At 45.9% G+C, this 18558-nt stretch carries 15 protein-coding genes and 1 pseudogene; 11 read left to right on the forward strand and 5 right to left on the reverse strand.

Annotated features, from left to right (window positions below):
- Positions 1 to 169: 169 nt before the first annotated feature.
- The 3 genes and pseudogenes from JGK07_RS09825 (at position 170) to JGK07_RS09835 (ending at position 5087) form a co-directional block, all read left to right on the forward strand.
- Positions 170 to 1099: pseudogene (locus JGK07_RS09825) on the forward strand (hypothetical protein).
- A 437-nt stretch (positions 1100 to 1536) separates the two neighbouring features.
- The gene (locus JGK07_RS09830) at positions 1537 to 4665 is read left to right on the forward strand and encodes an MFS transporter (RefSeq protein ID WP_293181121.1); all 3129 of its coding nucleotides are present in this window, start codon (positions 1537 to 1539) and stop codon (positions 4663 to 4665) included.
- Positions 4666 to 4919: 254 nt separating this feature from the next.
- On the forward strand, positions 4920 to 5087 hold the full coding sequence (locus JGK07_RS09835) for an orange carotenoid protein N-terminal domain-containing protein (protein ID WP_293181124.1): 168 nt from the start codon (positions 4920 to 4922) through the stop codon (positions 5085 to 5087).
- A gap of 385 nt (positions 5088 to 5472) precedes the next feature.
- Here the strand turns inward: JGK07_RS09835 and JGK07_RS09840 are convergent, their stop codons facing one another.
- Positions 5473 to 6147, reverse strand: a complete 675-nt coding sequence (locus JGK07_RS09840; RefSeq protein WP_293181127.1) for an acetoacetate decarboxylase family protein — start codon at positions 6145 to 6147, stop codon at positions 5473 to 5475.
- Between the two features lie 202 nt (positions 6148 to 6349).
- Between JGK07_RS09840 and JGK07_RS09845 the strand changes: the two genes are divergently transcribed.
- From JGK07_RS09845 to JGK07_RS09855, 3 genes are all read left to right on the forward strand, one after another.
- Positions 6350 to 7012 carry a glycerol-3-phosphate ABC transporter substrate-binding protein gene (locus tag JGK07_RS09845; RefSeq protein WP_293181130.1) on the forward strand — a complete coding sequence of 221 codons (663 nt, stop codon included), beginning with the start codon at positions 6350 to 6352 and terminating at the stop codon, positions 7010 to 7012.
- A gap of 341 nt (positions 7013 to 7353) precedes the next feature.
- Positions 7354 to 8205: a hypothetical protein gene (locus JGK07_RS09850; protein ID WP_293224670.1), complete on the forward strand. Its 852-nt coding sequence runs from the start codon at positions 7354 to 7356 to the stop codon at positions 8203 to 8205.
- A complete protein-coding gene (locus JGK07_RS09855; RefSeq protein ID WP_293224668.1) occupies positions 8202 to 9398 on the forward strand; it encodes a sulfotransferase in 1197 nt (398 codons plus the stop codon). The genes JGK07_RS09850 and JGK07_RS09855 overlap by 4 nt, the downstream gene beginning before the upstream one ends.
- Before the next feature lie 243 nt (positions 9399 to 9641).
- Here JGK07_RS09855 and JGK07_RS09860 read toward each other — a convergent pair whose 3' ends face one another.
- The 3 genes from JGK07_RS09860 to JGK07_RS09870 all read right to left on the reverse strand — a co-directional run bounded on the left by JGK07_RS09860 (position 9642) and on the right by JGK07_RS09870 (position 14235).
- Positions 9642 to 11123: an S-layer homology domain-containing protein gene (locus JGK07_RS09860; RefSeq protein WP_293224666.1), complete on the reverse strand. Its 1482-nt coding sequence runs from the start codon at positions 11121 to 11123 to the stop codon at positions 9642 to 9644.
- 185 nt (positions 11124 to 11308) lie between these two features.
- Positions 11309 to 13429, reverse strand: coding sequence for a hypothetical protein (locus JGK07_RS09865; protein WP_293212647.1), 2121 nt, complete (start codon positions 13427 to 13429; stop codon positions 11309 to 11311).
- A gap of 131 nt (positions 13430 to 13560) precedes the next feature.
- Positions 13561 to 14235 (reverse strand): polysaccharide deacetylase family protein, encoded by a 675-nt coding sequence (locus tag JGK07_RS09870; RefSeq protein ID WP_293212649.1) that lies wholly within the window; start codon positions 14233 to 14235, stop codon positions 13561 to 13563.
- Positions 14236 to 14315: 80 nt separating this feature from the next.
- Here JGK07_RS09870 and JGK07_RS09875 point away from each other — a divergent pair, with 80 nt between their 5' ends.
- The 5 genes from JGK07_RS09875 (at position 14316) to JGK07_RS09895 (ending at position 18045) form a co-directional block, all read left to right on the forward strand.
- Entirely contained in the window at positions 14316 to 14627 is a 312-nt protein-coding gene (locus tag JGK07_RS09875) for a DUF433 domain-containing protein (protein ID WP_293181148.1), read from the forward strand.
- Positions 14628 to 14885: 258 nt separating this feature from the next.
- A complete protein-coding gene (gene rd / locus JGK07_RS09880) occupies positions 14886 to 15047 on the forward strand; it encodes a rubredoxin (RefSeq protein ID WP_293181151.1) in 162 nt (53 codons plus the stop codon).
- A gap of 24 nt (positions 15048 to 15071) precedes the next feature.
- Positions 15072 to 16319 carry an NAD(P)/FAD-dependent oxidoreductase gene (locus tag JGK07_RS09885; RefSeq protein ID WP_293181154.1) on the forward strand — a complete coding sequence of 416 codons (1248 nt, stop codon included), beginning with the start codon at positions 15072 to 15074 and terminating at the stop codon, positions 16317 to 16319.
- 165 nt (positions 16320 to 16484) lie between these two features.
- Positions 16485 to 17204, forward strand: a complete 720-nt coding sequence (locus tag JGK07_RS09890; RefSeq protein WP_293181157.1) for a hypothetical protein — start codon at positions 16485 to 16487, stop codon at positions 17202 to 17204.
- A 67-nt stretch (positions 17205 to 17271) separates the two neighbouring features.
- Positions 17272 to 18045 carry a class II aldolase/adducin family protein gene (locus JGK07_RS09895; protein ID WP_293181160.1) on the forward strand — a complete coding sequence of 258 codons (774 nt, stop codon included), beginning with the start codon at positions 17272 to 17274 and terminating at the stop codon, positions 18043 to 18045.
- A 107-nt stretch (positions 18046 to 18152) separates the two neighbouring features.
- Here the strand turns inward: JGK07_RS09895 and JGK07_RS09900 are convergent.
- Positions 18153 to 18558: DUF4351 domain-containing protein (locus tag JGK07_RS09900; protein ID WP_293181163.1), on the reverse strand; the 406-nt coding region annotated here is incomplete at its 5' end.

Consider the following 18558-nt stretch of genomic DNA (forward strand, 5'->3'; position numbering starts at 1 on the left):
CGAGCGTCCCCGCTCGCGTACTGTACAATACGCGAGCGGGGACGCTCGCACTATAAATGCAAAACACAGATGCTCCCGTTGACAGGTAGGGGCAGTGCCCCCGTGAGAACCCTCTCTTAGTTGATAGTTGCCCGTGAGGTTTTTAAACAGTTTATAGCTGATAATTCTCATAACCAGATTCATTCACGATCAATTCGCAAAACAATATCTCAAAGAACTATTAACCCCTCTCGGTAATGTCGCAACCAGCCATGACATTGCTGGAGAAGTGAGGCAGATTGACGTTTTCTTTGCCCCAAAAGCGGAACCTGATGTAGAACCCACAGCCCTCGGCATTCTGGGTCAAATTGCAGCAAAACCCGCTGTAATTGAACCATTCCGCAGTCCTGTGCAAACCGGAGAAATTCGCAGTTGTCTGGGTAAACTCTTTGATGTCCATGCTGAATATGAACGAGTCGCCACTAGAGATAATACCCAGATTGCAGAGGCTGATTTGCCCCAACTCTGGATACTGTCGCCGACTGTTTCCGATGCGATGCTAGCTGGATTTGGGGCGACTTCTGAACCTGAAAATTGGGTAAGTGGAGTTTATTTTTTGAATGTGTCTCTGAAAGCAGCAATCATTGCTATTCACCAACTCCCCCGCACTCCCGAAACGCTGTGGCTTAGGGTTTTGGGGAAGGGAAACGTGCAAAAGCAAGCTATTACCGAATTGAGAGAATTACCGTCTGATAATTTGTTTCGGTTGAACGCGTTAGAATTGTTGTACAACTTGCGAACGATATGAGAAGTCCGCCAAGACATAGATCGAGAAGATCGGGAGTTAATTATGGAACTGTCACCGCTCTATTTAAAACGGCTTGAAGAAGCAACTCAGCAAGGTATTCAGCAAGGTATTCAGCAAGGTATTCAGCAAAGTAAACGCGAGACTCTTGAGAGTATATTACAAGTAAGATTTGGCGAAATCGATGAAGAATTAGCCCCAATAATTGAGCCTTTGATTCAACTTGAACCTCTTGAAATCATACGACTGAGTATGCAGCTCGATCGCCCGGAATTACTAGCTCGTTTTCTCCCGGAAAATCAAACGGAATCCTAACTATAGAGCGCACTCTACGATATGTAGGGTGCGCCGCATCGTACCTTACTACTATAGATCGCCCCCGCTTCAAACTTGCCGGGTGCATCTGGTTTTTGAAGAGGGCGAAGCATGACCGCATATAAGTTATTAGTTATAATCTTATATTCACTGCGGTCATGCTTCGCCCCTACAAACATTGCTGCTATCACTCACAAAAAAAACCATTTCTGACTTTAGAGGGATTTATTCTTCAGCTTCAAGAGCCATAATCAGCAGTAAGGATGACATAGCTAGAGAACTGATTTACTACTCATCCGGATTGCACGAATCAAGGCTTCTGTAAGATAAAGCCTGACGAAACAAACCACCATCTAAAAAGTTGCAAATCCCCTACTTAAAAGTTAGGGGCAGATTTCAATATGCCTAATTCGGCATCAAACTTTAGGAGGTAATTTATGTTTGAAAGCGAGTTATTAATGTCGCTGTACAGTCCCAAATTCAATATTGCTCAAATGCCAATAGAAATAGATGTCCCGTTTGACCACCCCGATCTCGGAGGGCTGATGTTTCTGAGCCCTCAGTTTTTTGTGGCATTAATCGCCGGAGTCATCATGGCTTTTGGCTTCCAATTCCTGTTAACAAATTTCTCGATCGCCGCCAAAATCTCCAACTGGGATGAGGCTTTACCCGACGATGACGATGATGAGTCCGAAAGTTTGGGCACTAAAGTTCGCAAGATCGAAGGCTTGGTCGGCGGTTGGATTTTAGTCACAGTTAACCTAGCTTTATTCTTAGCTTGTTTTCTGGCGGTCAAACTAACTTCAATTGCCTCGGTAGATGGAGCGGCAATTATTGGTGTGGTCATTTGGTCGGCGTACTTTTTAACGCTGGTATGGCTCGGTTCTAGCGCCGTCGGTTCGATGATTGGTTCCTTGATTAAAACTGCTTTTTCCGGCATTCAAGGTGTCATGGGTACTGCTGGTTCCGCGATCGGCGACAAGATGGCTAGCGACCAAATGGTAAACACTGTAGAGGCGTCTGTGGCTGCTGTCCGCCGCGAGTTGGGCTCGGCTGTAGACCCGGATAGCATTCGCGAAACCATCCAAGATTATGTCGGTTCTTTGCAGTTACCGAAGCTGGATGTTAAGGAAATTCGCGGTCAATTTGAAAAGTTGCTGGGCGATACTGATATCAAATCTCTGGCGGGAAGCGATGTTCTGAAGAATGTTAACCGCCAGACTTTTGTGGATTTAATTAGCAGCCGCAGCGATTTTTCTAAGGAAGAAATCAATCAAGTTGCCGACCAACTCGAAGGTGTTTGGAAGCAAACTTTCGGCAAGCAGCAAGATAAGAAAGACCCGAATTTAGAGTTGGTTGATTTTCTCAAGTTTGCGGCTCCAGATTTGCTGAAGTCTGATGAACTCAATGCCAAGCTATCTCAAATTCTGGAAACTCGGGAAAACAAATCAGAATCCAGCAGCGGCATGAAGCGCGCGATGCTGTTGGGTGTGGAAGCTCTTGTCGGCACTGTTTTGTCGCGGACGGATTTGTCGGATTTGGATGTGGAAAAAATCTCTGGTCAGTTGCAGCAATTGACTGAAAAAGGCAAGGAAAAAGCTAAATCTTTGGCTTCTAAGGTGGGCGACAAAGTGCCTGCGCTGCCTTTCAATACAGCGAAGGCTGATGTGGAAAATTACTTGCTGAATGCTCAACCTTGGCATCTCAACCGAGAAACTATCAAGCAGGAATTTAGGGATGTTATTTACGATGCCGAAGCTTCTCCGGGAGCTGTTTTGGGCCAGTTAGAGATGTTAAATCCTGAGTATTTTGCAGGCATTCTGAGGCGCCGTGAGGGCTTCAGTCCGGAACAGGCTGCGGAAATTTCTGAACAGCTTGAAAGCGTGCGCCAAGAAGTTCTGGAAATTGTGCAAGGTGCTGCTGGTGAGGAACAGTCTCAAGATTTGCGTAGTCGGATTGAGAATTATTTGCGATCGACTGGCAAGGAAGAATTGAATCCTGAAGGTATCGAGAAGGACTTCCAAGCGCTGTTGGAAGATCGCGATGCTGGTTTTGAGGCTTTGCGCGATCGCCTGTCACACTTCGATCGCGATACTCTGGTACAATTGCTCGGCCAGCGGGAAGATTTTAGCCCCGAGGAAGCGGATCAGTTAATCGGGCGGCTCGAAAGTTCGCGCGATCGCGTAATTTCCAAAGCACAAGAATTGCAAGAGCAAGCGAAATCGAAAGCGCAAGAAGTGCGCCAAAAGGTAGAAGAGTATCTCCGCAATACTAATAAGGAAGAACTCAATCCTGAAGCGATCGAGCGCGAGTTTCAAACGCTGTTAAGCGACCCGCAAGCTGGTTTGAAAGCGCTGAGAGAACGCTTGTCTCAATTCGATCGCGATACTCTGGTGCAACTGCTGTCGCAGCGCCAAGATCTCAGCGAAGAACAGGTAAATGGGGCGATCGACAAAATCGAATCCGTGCGCGACAACATTATCCACGCGCCGCAAATAGTTGCAGACAAAGCTAAGCAGCAGTACGAGGAAGTTACTACCAAAATTGGCGAGTACCTGCGCCATACTAACCTGGAAGAACTCGATCCTGAAGGCATCAATCGGGATTTGACCAAATTGTTTGAAAATCCGAAAGAAGGTGCCTTGGCGCTGCGGGAAAGACTGTCTCAGGTCGATCGCGAAACCTTGGTCAAGTTGCTTTCGCAGCGGGAAGATTTGAGCGAAGAACAGGTAAATCGGACGATCGATCGCGTGCAAGATTCGATTCGCAGCATCGTGAAATCGCCCCGCCGCTTGGCATCTCGCGCTCAAAAAACTGTCAAGGATTTCCAAGGAAGTTTGGAAAATTACCTGCGGAATACGGACAAGGAAGAGCTCAATCCTGACGGTATCAAGCGAGATTTGCAGTTGCTGTTTAACGAACCCGGAGCGGGGATGCAAAGTTTGGGCGATCGGCTGAAGCACTTTGACCGCGGTACTTTGGTAGCCTTGCTGTCCCAGCGGGAAGACATTTCCGAAGAGGAAGCGAACCAAATTGCCGATCGTATTGAATCTGTCCGCAACGAGTTTGTCGAACAAATTCAAATGGTACAAGACAAGTTCCAGTCAACAATTGACGGTATTTTCTCAAAAATCCGGGATTACCTCAATTCGCTCGATCGCCCGGAGCTCAATTACGAAGGAATCAAGCGGGACTTCCGCAAAGTATTTGACGATCCGCAGGCCGGATTTGACGCGATTAAACAGCGTTTGGGTGAATTCGATCGCGGTACTTTAGTAGCGCTACTGAGTTCTCGTTCCGATATTTCCGAGACAGACGCTCACCGAATTGTTGACCAAATGGAAGGAGCCCGGGACAGCGTTATATTGCGCGCCGAACGCCTGCAAACTGAAGCCAAAAAACGGATTAAAGAGATCAAGAACAAGACCAAACAGCAAGCAGAAGATGCGCGGGAAGCCGCCGCAACTGCTGCTTGGTGGTTGTTCGGTACGGCTCTAACTTCTGTGGTGGTTTCGGCATTGGCTGGAGCAATAGCAGTCGGCGGTATTTCGGGTTTGTTTAGCTAGAATTTCCACAAGTTTCCATTAAAGTTCTCCTGATTCTAGGCTGGCTGTGTTCCAGCCTATTTTCTTTGAAATCCTATTATCTCGGTTCCTACGTAAAAAAAGGTTCGTAGTGAGGACTTTAGTCCGCAAAAATTAATAAGGACTGAAGTCCTCACTACAAACCTTACTGTAGAAAGTTGGTAGTGAGGACTTTAGTCCGCAAAAATTAATAAGGACTGAAGTCCTCACTACGAACCCTACTTTAGAAGGTGGTAATGGATGAAGGAACTATTATTCCCGTGCCTCCTAACTATCAACTTCCCGAAGCTGGACAAGCTTTATTAGGAAAGATTCAAGGCATGGACTTTCAAGAGCAAATTGATTTCCTGCGCGGTACAGTTTTAGAAATGGGTGCCCAAGTCGCTCCGGGCGCTGGCATTTAATTTGAGTAAAGTAAGGTGGGCATTAAACCTTTTGCAAAAATAGCTAGGAACGGGCAAGATGCCCGTTCCACAGAAAAAATTCTTTTTGTGGAACGGGCATCTTGCCCGTTCCAAAATTTGATTAAAAGGAATTTTGCAAAAGATATATAGCGGTTCTCAGAAAGATGAGGTATGACTGACAGCTTATATAACCACTAAACGAAGAGGGCCCAAGCCCAACTACGTACCTCATCTTTTTAAGAAAGGCTATATAGCGGTTCTCAGAAAGATGAGGTATGACTGACAGCTTACATAACCTCCCAGACAAAGAGGGCTAAAGCCCAACAACGTACCTCATCTTTCTGATAGCCGCTATATATTTATATTGCCCACCTACCGATTCCAGCTAATAAGTGAATTCAGCAGCTATGTTCCCTACAAGTTTCGGCGCACCTGCAATTAAATGCATCTCTTCGCAGCCAACTGCGAGCAATGGCTGACCTAAATTTAGATTGGCAAAATGACTCTCTTCAGAGATTTCTACTTCGCCTTTGATAAAGCCGATGCGAGACTGGAACTCTCCTTTAAACATTAGCAAATTTGTGCGATCGGCGCTAAAAATATTTCCGCTCAAAGGTAGGGGAAATCCAAAACTTTGTTTGCTGTAATTGAGACTGCACAGTTGCAGATTTCCTTGGCTAACTGTGACGCGGTAGCCTAGCGGTGATGCTTTTACTGAATCGCTGCCTTCCCAACTAAACTGAGCTAATTCTTTAGGAAGTCCCCAAATTTCGCGCCCGCCAGCTACTGAGTTAGGGTTGTCTACGTAGATGTGCGAAATCCAAGCGCCCCATTTTCCTGCATAACTGGCGATCGCGCTAACTACAATTAACTCATTGTACTCCATCACGGAACCCAGCCCGTAGGAGGATATATAAATGCCACCTAGCGTTTTTCCTGGCAATAAACAGACAATTTCTAACTCAGAGGGAACCAAGGGGCGCACTCGTGCTACATCTACCAATTGCAAAGTCTGAACAGCATAACCTTGCAGGTGCCAAGGAGCAGGTGAATATACCATTTTAAGTGATTTTAGATCTGATATTTTATATTTATTTTAGCTTAGGCTCTAAAACAGCAACAGGTTTTGGTATTTTTCATAAAATCCCGGTATATTCACGCATAAGAAAGATTAATCTGCGAATAGCGAGCAATTAGTTGACATTTGAGCAAAAGTTAAATATCGTCTACTTAGTGAATATTTAGAAGGAACCTAAACCTGTATGCTGACATCTTACAAGCCAGATGTTTTCGATAGTTTAGAGCATTTTTTCACGGCAAGAGACCTGCTGGAACAAGCCCAAGACAACATGACCGAACTCGGTGCTATCATCCGCAGTCACGGCTTGCAAAAACAGGTGGGCATCTGCTTGCTTCACAAACACTTTGACCTCTCGGATAACGAGAGGTTGGTTGAAGAGTTTGATGGCAACAATGCTTATGTCAAGCCAACCGCAGAATACGGCGATGCTATTCCTTATATGTGGAAGGTGGAACAAAATCAAGCATCAGGCGAATGGGTTTGGTTTCCCTTAGAATTTGTCCGCGTTACTGAAGCTGTTTTGGCAGCAGTTGAACGCTCAGCAGCAGTTGTCAATAACTCGGAATTCCTGAATGAAATTGCGGGTAAACTGTCAGAATTGGGAATGACTGGAATGTTCGGGATCAGCATTTTGCACCGAGATGCAATTAAGGTTGCTGAGGGCGAAATTTTGGTGGAAAGCACAGACGATGAAGCCCGCGTCTTGACTTTTTCTTCGGTTCCTCGCCAGAATGTCGATCGCACAACTTTAACACAAACTCTCTGGCAGTTCCCGAATGCTGAAGGGTTTGAGGTTGGGGCGATGTGTTCTCACTGCACTCACTGCACTCATTGCACTCATTAAGCAAGATTTCCCAACTTTAAAAAGTTCGCAGTCAGGACTTCAGTCCTTGCTTTACAAACTTAGAAGATAGGACTAAAGTCCTTACGGGAGCATCTCAGTTTTGATGTTTTGATTTTACAGTGCGAGCGTCCCCGCTCGCGAGTATAGATCGCGAGCGGGGACGCTCGCACTGTAAAGAAATTGCTTTTTTGCAAAAGTGAGATGCTCCCGTCCTTACTACGAACCTGAAACTTAGAAGATAGGACTAAAGTCCTTACTACGAACTTCAAATAGGGAATATATGACTAAAGTTCGATGCTGCAAACAGGTTTTTAGTAAGTGCGATTGAGCAATATTAAATAATGTGCAATCTCCGTCAAAGTATAGTAATTTATCGCTGTCAAAATCGGGAGTTAGAAACTACAAAAGAGTGCACAATTCCCCGAGTGTGGCTGAGTTCGGGTACGCAGCTAGCTGTTGACACTTCGCCCGATCGCCTTCAGTATTGTGAAGGTGCTTTTATGCCCAAAGAACCTTGGAGGGAACCGACGCCCGCAGAGTCGGCGCTGCTTTGGACAGACGAACCGCCGCCCCACTATGCGGGTGTCGGAATTGTGCGTTTACCTGCGGATGTTTTGGCTTTGTTGGCTGATGCTGCTATCGCTTCGCTAACCACTCCCCTACAGGTGGCTGAGTTTAAGTCTCAGGAAAAATGCGGACAGATACTCGATCGACTAATTGACTATTTTAAGCCTTTTTGTCTGTCAGATTCGCCGCCAGTTATCAGCGGTATGGGAGGCCGACAGCCGGGATTGAGTACGGCGACAATTGATAACAAACGCGGTTGTCGCAACGGTTTGCATACTGATAGTTGGGACAATCTGCCGCTGGATAAAAAGCAGGAGGCTACTAATCGGATTTGTGTGAATTTAGGGCGGGACAGCCGTTATTTTTTGTTTGTGAATTTGACGGAGATGGACATTTTTCAAATGCTGGGATGTTCTGGTGCTGATATTGGGAAACCTTGGACGCGACAGTTAACTTATCAGTTTATGCAGCGCTACCCAGAATATCCGGTGGTGAAGCTGAGAATTGCACCGGGTGAGGCTTATATTGCACCGACTGAAAATATGATTCACGATGCTTCTACGGCAGATATGAAGCATTTGGATATTAAGGTGATGATGCGCGGTTATTACAGGATTCCAGTATGAACTTTGATGACAGTTCTGTGGCAGATTCACTAAAGGAAGAGGGGAAATTGCAACAGTCGATCGCGCTTTACGAAAATGCGATCGTCCAAAATCCCAATTCACCGTCAGCTTACCACGAATTAGGAAAAGCCCTGCAACAAAACGGGCAAATTGCCGAAGCCGTCGCCTGTCACCAAAAAGCCATTCTCCTGCAACCAAACTTTACCGCCGCTTACTTCCCGTTAATGTACGCGCCTCTCCCCAAAGATTCTCTTCTCATTGACGGTTTGGTGGCTCTGTACCGCGAAGTTATCGAGATTTTGCCAAATTTTCCCTTAGCCTACATTAACTTGGCAGTGGCGCTGAGCAAGCAGGGAAAAATCCAGGAGTCGATCGCACTTTTTCAAACCGCAGTCCGCTTGCAAACTGTAGCATCTCGCCCGGAACTGTCCCAAGTAGAATGGAATTCAACCCAATTGTGCGAACCCGATTTCATCATCATCGGTTCTCCGAGGTGCGGCACAACTTCTCTCTACAAATATATCACTGCACACCCTCAGATTTTACCCGCTGCCAATAAAGAAATCTGTTTTTTCTCGGAACATTTCAACAAAGGATTAGCTTGGTATCAAGCGCACTTTCCGCCGCCAATAGACGCGCATCATTTTTTGACAGGAGAAGCAACTCCGACTTATCTGACTCACCCGCTAGCTGCGTCAAGATTGCACGGATGTTTGCCAAAAGTTAAGCTGATTGTGATTTTGCGAAATCCAGTCGATCGCGCTTTGTCGCACTATCAAATGCTGGTGAGGCGCGGCACGGAATCCAGGACGTTTGAAAAGGCGATCGATGCCGAGTTACAATTACTCGCAGACGCTAGCGAAACAAGTTTAGCAGATAAAAGTTATTGGAAAGATTGTCATTATATTTATAAGAGTCTTTATGTTTGCAGTCTCAAACAGTGGATGAATCTTTTTCCCAGGGAACAGTTTTTAATATTGCAGAGTGAAGAATTTTATGCAAATCCGGCTGCGACACTCAGCCAAGTCTTTGATTTTTTAGATTTACCAGATCATCAACTCAGCGATTACAAACAATATAACGGTGGGAATTATCAGCCCGCGAATGATGTTGTCTGTCAGCGACTGCGCGAATATTTTCAGCCGCACAATCGAGAATTAGCCGAATATGTGCAGAGAGACTTTGAATGGTAAGCAAAATAAATAAAGTCCTAGATGCAACTGTCATATTAAATATAAGGTACGTAGTTGCGCTTCAGCGCTCTTGTATTATATATATAAGAGCGCTGAAGCGCAACTACGTACCTAAAAATTAGCCACCATGAGAGTGTCATTTGCATCCATGATTGAGATAATTAACCAGTTAAGGTGCGCCTAGCGCACCCTACATCTTATCCGCGCTTGTCCGCGTTCATCTGCGGTTAAAAAAATCCAAACCTACTTACTCGCATAACCCGTGTTCACCAAAAACTCGCGCAACTTCCCAAAGAATTGAGTGCGATCGCGCCCTTGATAAACTTTCTCCAACAACCGCCAACCTTCCGCCTCCTGACCCGCGACATACTTGCTCGCCATGAAGGCCGCCAACACGCCTTTTACCTCTGCATCTTCGCTCGATCGCTTCCGAGATTCCAGCCACAACTCAGCACCATTGGTGTATACTTCCACCGGATACTGCTTCGTAACATCTTCCATTTTACCTGGCCGGTACTGCCAAATTTGCAGCGGTAAGCGAGAATCCGCATAATTGGTAAAAGCCTCAGCAAATCGCCCGTCCAGACTCTTGAACTCCGGGATATCATTTTTGCCAAAATCGACAATTTCGTAACTCACATTGCCCCAAAAATGCTTGATGTGAGTGTATTTCTTTGCGGCTGAGTCGTAGCGGTAAATAAACGAATAATTGCAGCAGCGGACGCCGCTTTTGATTGAGACTAAATCTGCCAGCACTTCCGGTTCCTTGTCGCCGTCCAAATCGCGGATTCGCACGGATAACAAACGCCCTTCGGATACTTCGTCGCTGGCTTTTTTGTCGGGATTGTCTGCTAGAGAACGAGTGGGAATCAGCACTGGTTCTTCTAGTAACGTTTTACCGTCACGGATAATTTTGATGCGGATATTTTTAGCATTTTCTGCTTCTTTGACAAAAGACACTTCTGCCCTAACTTTCCCAAACTCCGAGATTTCTGTGGTTCTCGGCGGGCCGATATTCGGCGGAACTTGCGCGATGTATTGCGAGGGAACTAAGGCTGTTTTGCCGGGTTTGGCGATCGCCTGACACAGAAAAGTTGCTACTTCGGCGCGAGTAGCATTGCGTGTCGGTTCTAGCTGTTTGACGGCGGGATAGTTGACCACAAGTTGTTTTTCGGCGGCGGCGGCGATCGCATTTCTCGCCAATTCGGGAATGTCTCGCGCATCTTCAAAAGTCGCATTCAAAATCTCAGGCGCTGAACCAGCAGGCGTATATTTCAAGCCGCTGCTTAAGGCGACCAAAACCTGCCAGCGGGGAATGTTCAAAGTCGCGTTAAAAATACTACCACTGGAACCGGACATAAAACCCGTTTGATATGCTTCTCGAATTGCTTTATAACCCCAGTAATTCGTGGGAATATCTGCAAAGTCGATCGGATTCCGGACGGTTTTGGCATCAGGAAAAGCCCTCCGCAGCATCGCTGCAAACTCAGCGCGGCTGACGGGGCGGTTCGGGCGAAAAGTGCCGTCTTCGTAATAGCCGCTGATGATTTTTTTCTCGGCTAATTCTTCTATGCAGGCTTGAGCCCAATGGTCTTTAACATCTTTAAATTTGGCTTCTGCCAATGCTGGCGCTACATTTAAGCCGGGAAACACTAAATTGCCGATGATTATCCCCAGGGCTACCACTAAAGCGATGACAGCTTGACGTTTGTGCGATCGAACCATACCACAGCCTCCTCATAATTCGCAAATATACCAAAACCTACAGCACTTATGCACTCATATTAAAGAAACCGGCTTTTTTTACGAAAATCTTTGGCTGTAGCCCTCAAATTAGGTGAAAAACCCGGTTTCTTTGGTGGGAATGCGTAATTCCTATTGTAAAAAACCCTCGTTTCTGACTATCTCTGCTAAAACAAAGCAGCAGTAGCGCCTGATACACGGAAGCGTGGAATAATATAGGTGATAGCAACTTTGTCACCTGCGATCGCGATGTTATCCCCAAAGGAACTAACTCTTAGAACTGTTGTAGGCGGAAAGGATAAAGTTGCTCCTGGTGGAACTGTACCCAAATAAGTCTCTATCAAGTTCCCTGTTGTACTGTTAAAGCGATATACAGCGCCTTGAGACTCGTAAGAGCTGGCTCCAATCAGAATCTCACTGTCTGTAACTGCCAAACTACCTCCGAAACCATCGTTTGTGTATAAGTTGAAATCGGGTTGGTTTGGGTTGGAAAATTTTCGGATCAATGAGCCTGTATTGCCGTCAAACAGGTACGCTGCACCCCTACCGCTATCGGCAAATGGCGCTCCGATGAGAACATCATTACCAACTGCTGCGATCGCCTTGCCGAAAGTAAAGCTGCCGTCTCCAGGATCTGGGCTTGGTAAAGTCTGGAGAAGTTGACCGGTGATGCTATCGAACAGATAAACTGCTGCATTAATGGACGGTTTGTCTGTTAAGCCTGCGATCGCAACTTTGTTTCCGACAGCACTTGCATATTCGATCGGAAAAAGATTTCTCGGGATGGGACTGAAAAAACTTTGGAGTAGCGCGCCTGTATTGGAGTCAAACACGTATGCAGGAGCCACTTCTTGATAACTGAAAGGTAAGTCTGGAGGGGGAGAAATCAGAACGTTGTTACCAACAAAGGCGACTTTTCTAGCAGCGTCCAAGTTAGAAAGTTTGGTATTGTCAGTGCTGAAGCTTTGGAGTAAGCCACCTGTATTCGTATCAAACAGATATGATTGGTTGTAGTCAGATGCAATCAGGGCTTTGTTGTTAGCTAGAGCGACTTGAGTGCCAAATACAACAACAGGATATCCCGGCCCCGGCGGAAAAAAAGACTGCACGTATTTCCCCGTATTGGTATCCAACAAGCTAGCAGATCCTGCAGATTTTACAAAAGGGGCGATGCCTCCGAAGAGCAGTCGATCGCCGTCGGCTGCGATCGCATTGACGAAAGTGAAGGTTTCAATCGGAGAGGGTGGGTTACTATCGTCTAGAACTTTTAATGTAGCTGTATTCTGCGTGCTAATATTGGTGATGCCCGTAGGTTCGGTCAATGTCAGCAAAGCCGATCGAGGATAATGACGAATTTCATCATCGACTAAAGGAATATTAACAGTTTTAGGTGTAGTGTCTCCAGCGGCAAAATTGACTGTACCTAACTTGACTGGAAAAAAGGCAGCATTTAAGTTTGATGGCCGCAGGCTGGCCCCAACAAATGGATTGGGATAATCCAGCGTTACTGTAGCGCTGACAGCAGCGTCACTGCCGTCTGTGCGAGTCACGGTGACAGTTTTGGAAACACTGCTTTCATTGGTGATGAAATCATTGGTGCTAAAGGCTAACGTGCCGGGAACAATAAAGTCCGATCGAGCTAAAGTGCTGCTGCTAACATCTTTTAAAACTGCCAAAAACTCCCCTGTATTTTGCTGAATTACAGTATCGTTTGGATTTTGAGAGTCGGGCAAAATTCTGAGATTTTCAAACTGAAGCCCTTCTGCTAAGGCAATTTTATCCTCGCCCTTGTCAAAATCAGTAATAGTATCTGCTAGAGCAACTGTAGAACCGCCGAGTTTATTTGTGAGTACAAATACGTCATTGCCTTCGTCTCCGGTGAGAGTATCTACACCAATATCGCCGTTGAGAGTATCGTTGCCGAAGCCGCCAAACAGTGCATCATTACCTTTTCCTCCCCGCAAAATGTCGTCGCCTGTCAAACCGATGAGAGAATCGTTGCCTACTTCGCCTTTGAGTAAGTCGTTGCCATTTTCTCCTACCAGCAAATCCTCGCCTTTGCCGCCATAAAGTGAATCGTTGCCATCATTGCCAAAAATGTGATCGTCACCAGCATTCCCTAGAATCAATTCTGCATCTGAGGAACCCGTTACAGTATCCTCTCCGCCCAACAACCAGCCTCCCCCAGAAAAATTAACAAGTTGTCCCACGAAAAGCGTAACATTTTTCGATGTGTCGTCTCCTACCAAGCGCGACGGGTTATAAAAAGTGTCTGCTTTTAGTGCCATCTTCGCGTCCTCTTTCCTAAATTGAACTTTTGAACATAAACCGGGTTTTTCGATCGCAATACTTGCTGAAACCCTTAATATCCGTTTAAAACCAGATTTTTGAGTTTCCAGGAGCGATCGCACTGACGCCATCAGGTAGAAATTTGTTGCCAAAGGCGATCGATTGTTACAAACTTGTAACCTTTATACAACAGCAATGGAATAATTTTATCAGCAGAAGTCGCCACATCTTCGCCGCCGCAATAACCGTCGTGCAGTACAATTATTGAACCATTTTCTGTTTGCTGCACGACGCGACTCGTAACTTTCATCACCCCCGGCCGCACCCAATCTTCCGGGACAACACTCCACATTACCGGGCGATATTCCCACTGTTGCAATAACTCTAATGTTCGCGGCGTAAAAATGCCGTTTGGCGGCCGCACGTCGCGGATTAATTTTGGGTCTAAATCGCAAGCTTTGCTAATTGCTTTTTGCGTGTCTGCTAAACTTAGTTTGAGTTCGTGAGTTTTGAGTTTGGCAAACGATACGTGCTGGTAGCCGTGGAGGCCGATCCAGTGTCCGCGATCGTATACTTCTTTAGCCGTTTCTGGATGCCTGTCCACGCAAAAACCCAGCCAGAAAAAACTCGCTTTGATGTCGTATTTATCTAAAACTTTTAGCAATTGAGGTGTGTGCAGCCGGTGCGGCCCGTCGTCAAATGTTAGGGCAATTTCTCGGCTGTTGATATCTCCCGTCCACAGACATTTGGGAAAAGCCGATTTGAGAATGGGATGAACGACAGGAAACAAAGGTGCTAAGGGCATTGGTTAATGTTGCGAAAGTGCGATCGGGTAGAAATGAAGCTGCATTACAATAAATTAAACTTAACTCAATCGAGGTAAATATGACAACTGCCGTTGATATTGGAACGCTAATTATGTGCACGCCGGGAACTTGCGGCGGCCACCCGCGAATTGCAGGAACTAGAATTACAGTAGAAAACATTGCTATTGATTTTAATGCCGGGATGACTCCACAACAAATCATTGATGAAATACCGCACTTGACTTTAGCACAAATTCATGGGGCATTAGCCTACTATTTTGCGAATAAAGACCAAATCGACACGGATATAGCAGCAGAAAATGCTGAGTGGGAGTGCTTGGAAGCAGAATCTATGGGGTGCATCTGGTTTTTGAAGAGGACTCTCGCATGACCGCATATAAATTATTAGTTATAATCCCATATTTACCGAGGTCATGCTTCGCCCCTACAAACATATTTGCTTGCACAAGCCGCTGCACCCAAAAAAATGTGGGACGATGCTCTGAGCAGCATCCTATTTATTTTTGCCGGAGGTCTATTTGATAATTGTGAATTGTAACTTGTGAAAGATTTAATTTTTCTGGTATTGCACAAAGTTGATCTGTAATGTACAATTTACTAGCTAACAATATAAAATTGAGCGAAGCAAATGCAAAAATACGTTTGTACAACTTGCAATTATGTCTACGATCCAGAAGTAGGCGACCCCGACGGAGACATAGCGCCCGGTACAGCCTTTGAAGATATCCCAGACGATTGGGTTTGTCCCACTTGCGGGGTGACAAAATCCGATTTTGAACCAGAAGAATAAGCGAGAAAAAAATTGTCCGATCGAATGTTAAAAATTACAGTCATAGGCGGTGGCGCTGCGGGTTTTTTTAGTGCAATTACCTGCGCTAAAACCTACCCGCAAGCCCGCGTCACTTTACTAGAAGCAGGCCGCCAAGTCCTGGCAAAAGTTCGCATTTCTGGCGGCGGACGCTGCAATGTCACTCATGCTTGTTTTGACCCCGGTGTTTTAGTGCAGAATTACCCCAGAGGTGGAAAAGCTCTGCGCGGTGCTTTTACTCGATTTCAACCCCGCGATACGGTTGATTGGTTTGCCAGTCACGGCGTGAAATTGAAAACAGAAGAAGATGGGCGAATGTTTCCGATTACAGACGATTCGGCGACAATTGTTAACTGTTTGATCCGCGCTGCTGAGGATGCAGGCGTGAGAATTCGCACGGGCGATGCAGTCGTTTATGTAAAGAAGTTAATGGGGAATGGCGCAGAAGACGGTCACGGGGATATTGCCTCTACATTTGAAGTTGAGTTGAAGTCGGGGGAGAGTTTTAAGTGCGATCGCATTTTACTCGCTACAGGTAGCAATCCGTCGGGTTTCAAATGGGCAAAAGAGTTAGGTAATACTGTAGAAGTGCCAGTCCCTTCTCTATTTACTTTTAATATTGCTGATAACAGAATCAAAGATTTAGCCGGAGTTTCGGTTCCGAATGCTAAGGTGAAATTGCCGGGAGCAAAATTAGAACAAAGCGGGCCTTTGTTAATCACTCACTGGGGTGTCAGTGGCCCTGCTGTACTCAAACTTTCGGCTTGGGGTGCGAGATTTTTGCACGATCGCCATTATCGAACATCTGTGCTGATTAATTGGCTTCCCCAGTACAATGCAGAGGTTTTGCGGCAGCAACTGCTGGGAGTCAAATCGCAGTTGTCGCACCGATTAATCGTCTCTAGCTGTCCGTTTCCGATGCCGCGCCGCCTCTGGGAACGTTTGACAAGTTCGATCGGCATTGACGAACAAAAACGCTGGGCTGACTTATCCAATAAGGCGATCGATAAACTCCTCCTCGAACTCGTCCAAGGCGAATATCAAATCGCAGGAAAAGGCGCATTTAAGGAAGAATTCGTCACCTGCGGCGGTGTCAACCTCAAGGAAGTGGATTTCAAGACAATGGAAAGTCGCCGCTGTCCCGGACTATTCTTTGCTGGCGAAATCTTGGATATCGACGGCGTGACGGGCGGTTTCAACTTCCAAAGTGCGTGGACTACGGCGTGGTTGGCTGGAATCGCGATCGGCAAATGATACTATTTTAGGCTTTGAGATTGGTCGATCGAGGTTTGGGACTTGCGATCGGCTTGCCAGTATTAAATTTTGTGTTATTTTTGAATCAAGGCGCATCAACTGTGCGTCAACTTCAGAATGCAGACAAAATTCGCAGTTTTGCGTACTTAACATCGGGTGAGAGACATGAAAAACTTGAATCTACAAACCCTAAAGTTCGATCGCCACCTTGACTCACCTTTCCTCGAAAACAACGGCTTACTGGAATTCAACCCCAAATTTATCACTCCCGAATTTTTAACAACCTGGACGTTTGAAACACACCTGTACGACGAAAAAGTTGCGATCGACCACTTTGTCATCACATTTCCCAGTCGCACTCAACTCGAAAACTACGCCGAATCTTTTCGCCCCTTCGGCGCCAAAACAGTTGAAGGCCCCGACTTATTCCCAATCAACTTTTGTTCGGAAAACATTAACATTCCCTCCGATTTATGGCTGCATTTAATGACATTATTAATGCCAGCCGGAGGCTTAGTAGTATTGGATGCGCCCCACGCAGCCGGCGACCAAAAAAACCGCTTCCAGCAAGAAAGAGGATTAGCAGCAGTTCACCACGTCGCGATTCGAGTGGAAAACGTGCAGAATGCTGCTACAATATGGCAAAATAAAAACTTCAAGCCCCTGTCAGATCAACCTTTAAACTACGGTTCATTAACCCAGTGGTTTCTGCAAAACCCCGCCGGACAAATCATCGAATTAATCGAACGGCGCCCCGGCAATAACGCCACTTTCGACTGCAAAAACATAGTAGGTTTGCGCTTGAGCGAAGGAAGTTCGGCAACGGATTCTGTAGCGGAGGTAACGGATGTCAGTCAAAAGTCTGAGGAAACGCGGCTCAAATAACAAATAACAAATAACAACCAATGCCCAATTCCCAATTCCCAATTCCCAATTCCCAATTCCCAAATATATGATTGCAGTAAAAGTTCCAAAAGTCACTTTTCAACCGCCCACATTCAACTCAATTGAAGAAGAACGCCGCCACCGCAAACAGCGTTTAGCCGCCGCACTCAGATTATTTGGTCGTTTCGGATTCAGCGAAGGAATTGCCGGACACATCACCGTCCGCGACCCCGAACACCTAGATTATTTCTGGGTAAATTCCTTTGGAATGCACTTTAGTTTAATTGGAGTCAGCGACCTAATTTTAGTCAACCACAAAGGCGAAGTTGTTGAAGGAAATAAACCCGTAAACGAAGCAGCATTTGCCATTCATTCGCAAGTTCACGCAGCCCGGCCCGACGTAATCGCAGCAGCCCACGCCCATTCACCCTACGGCAAAAGTTGGTCGAGTTTGGGCAAGTTGCTTGACCCGCTGACTCAAGATGCTTGTTCTTTTTATGAGGATCACGCTTTATTTGACGATTACACCGGAGTTGTTTTGGAAATCGAAGAAGCTAAACGCATCGCCAAAACTTTAGGAGATAAAAAAGCAATTATTTTACAAAATCACGGACTGTTAACAGTAGGTGAAACAGTAGATGAAGCAGCTTGGTGGTTTATTGCAATGGAACGTTCTTGTCAGGCGCAGTTAATGGCCGAAGCAGCCGGAAAACCCATTCTCATCAAGCCAGAATGTGCTCGTTTGACACAGCAGCAAGTAGGCTCTCACCGCATGGGATGGTTTAGCTTTCAACCACTTTATGACATGATTGTGCGCCGAGAACCAGACTTGTTAGATTAGCTATGTGGTGATAATTGGTAGGGTGCGTCGCTACCAGATATTCAACAAACTTGTAGATTATAGATGGATCCCCACCCTACTCTAGACTTGTAGGGTGGGTCATACTTTTATGCTGACATCGATTCCAACCAAGTTATCAAATCCTGTTGACTGGTAAAATCTAGCAAAATTTCTCCTAAATCATCTAATTGTTGGGAAGATAACTGCTGGATGCGAGTTTGGATTGTTGCTGGTATTTCACCAGTACGTCGCGTGATTTGACGCAAAATTAATGCTATTTGTCCCTCAATTAGACCTTCTTGACGGCCTTCTTGGCGACCTTCTTGCATCCCTTTGATAACAGCACCGCGTTGGTCTTCAAAAAACATTTCCCGTTTTTCTAATGCTTGTAATTCCTCAAGGTTTAAACTTGACCTGTTGGCGATATTAAAAGCTGTTTGCATTTCGGGTACTGATGCAAATTTTTCCGGTATTTCCTCCAGTTCGGGAGCATTTTTGATAAAATAAGTCCAA

The organism is Microcoleus sp. PH2017_24_DOB_U_A (genome assembly GCF_020738205.1).
In the GTDB taxonomy this organism is placed as follows: Bacteria; Cyanobacteriota; Cyanobacteriia; order Cyanobacteriales; family Microcoleaceae; genus Microcoleus.

What these genes read in the sequence shown, in the direction of transcription:
- JGK07_RS09830 (WP_293181121.1), top strand. Translation starts at nt 1,537, where the DNA reads ATGTTTGAAAGCGAGTTATTAATGTCGCTGTACAGTCCCAAATTCAAT.
- JGK07_RS09835 (WP_293181124.1), top strand. Translation starts at nt 4,920, where the DNA reads ATGGATGAAGGAACTATTATTCCCGTGCCTCCTAACTATCAACTTCCC.
- JGK07_RS09840 (WP_293181127.1), bottom strand. Translation starts at nt 6,147, where the DNA reads ATGGTATATTCACCTGCTCCTTGGCACCTGCAAGGTTATGCTGTTCAG.
- JGK07_RS09845 (WP_293181130.1), top strand. Translation starts at nt 6,350, where the DNA reads ATGCTGACATCTTACAAGCCAGATGTTTTCGATAGTTTAGAGCATTTT.
- JGK07_RS09850 (WP_293224670.1), top strand. Translation starts at nt 7,354, where the DNA reads ATGTGCAATCTCCGTCAAAGTATAGTAATTTATCGCTGTCAAAATCGG.
- JGK07_RS09855 (WP_293224668.1), top strand. Translation starts at nt 8,202, where the DNA reads ATGAACTTTGATGACAGTTCTGTGGCAGATTCACTAAAGGAAGAGGGG.
- JGK07_RS09860 (WP_293224666.1), bottom strand. Translation starts at nt 11,123, where the DNA reads ATGGTTCGATCGCACAAACGTCAAGCTGTCATCGCTTTAGTGGTAGCC.
- JGK07_RS09865 (WP_293212647.1), bottom strand. Translation starts at nt 13,429, where the DNA reads ATGGCACTAAAAGCAGACACTTTTTATAACCCGTCGCGCTTGGTAGGA.
- JGK07_RS09870 (WP_293212649.1), bottom strand. Translation starts at nt 14,235, where the DNA reads ATGCCCTTAGCACCTTTGTTTCCTGTCGTTCATCCCATTCTCAAATCG.
- JGK07_RS09875 (WP_293181148.1), top strand. Translation starts at nt 14,316, where the DNA reads ATGACAACTGCCGTTGATATTGGAACGCTAATTATGTGCACGCCGGGA.
- rd (WP_293181151.1), top strand. Translation starts at nt 14,886, where the DNA reads ATGCAAAAATACGTTTGTACAACTTGCAATTATGTCTACGATCCAGAA.
- JGK07_RS09885 (WP_293181154.1), top strand. Translation starts at nt 15,072, where the DNA reads ATGTTAAAAATTACAGTCATAGGCGGTGGCGCTGCGGGTTTTTTTAGT.
- JGK07_RS09890 (WP_293181157.1), top strand. Translation starts at nt 16,485, where the DNA reads ATGAAAAACTTGAATCTACAAACCCTAAAGTTCGATCGCCACCTTGAC.
- JGK07_RS09895 (WP_293181160.1), top strand. Translation starts at nt 17,272, where the DNA reads ATGATTGCAGTAAAAGTTCCAAAAGTCACTTTTCAACCGCCCACATTC.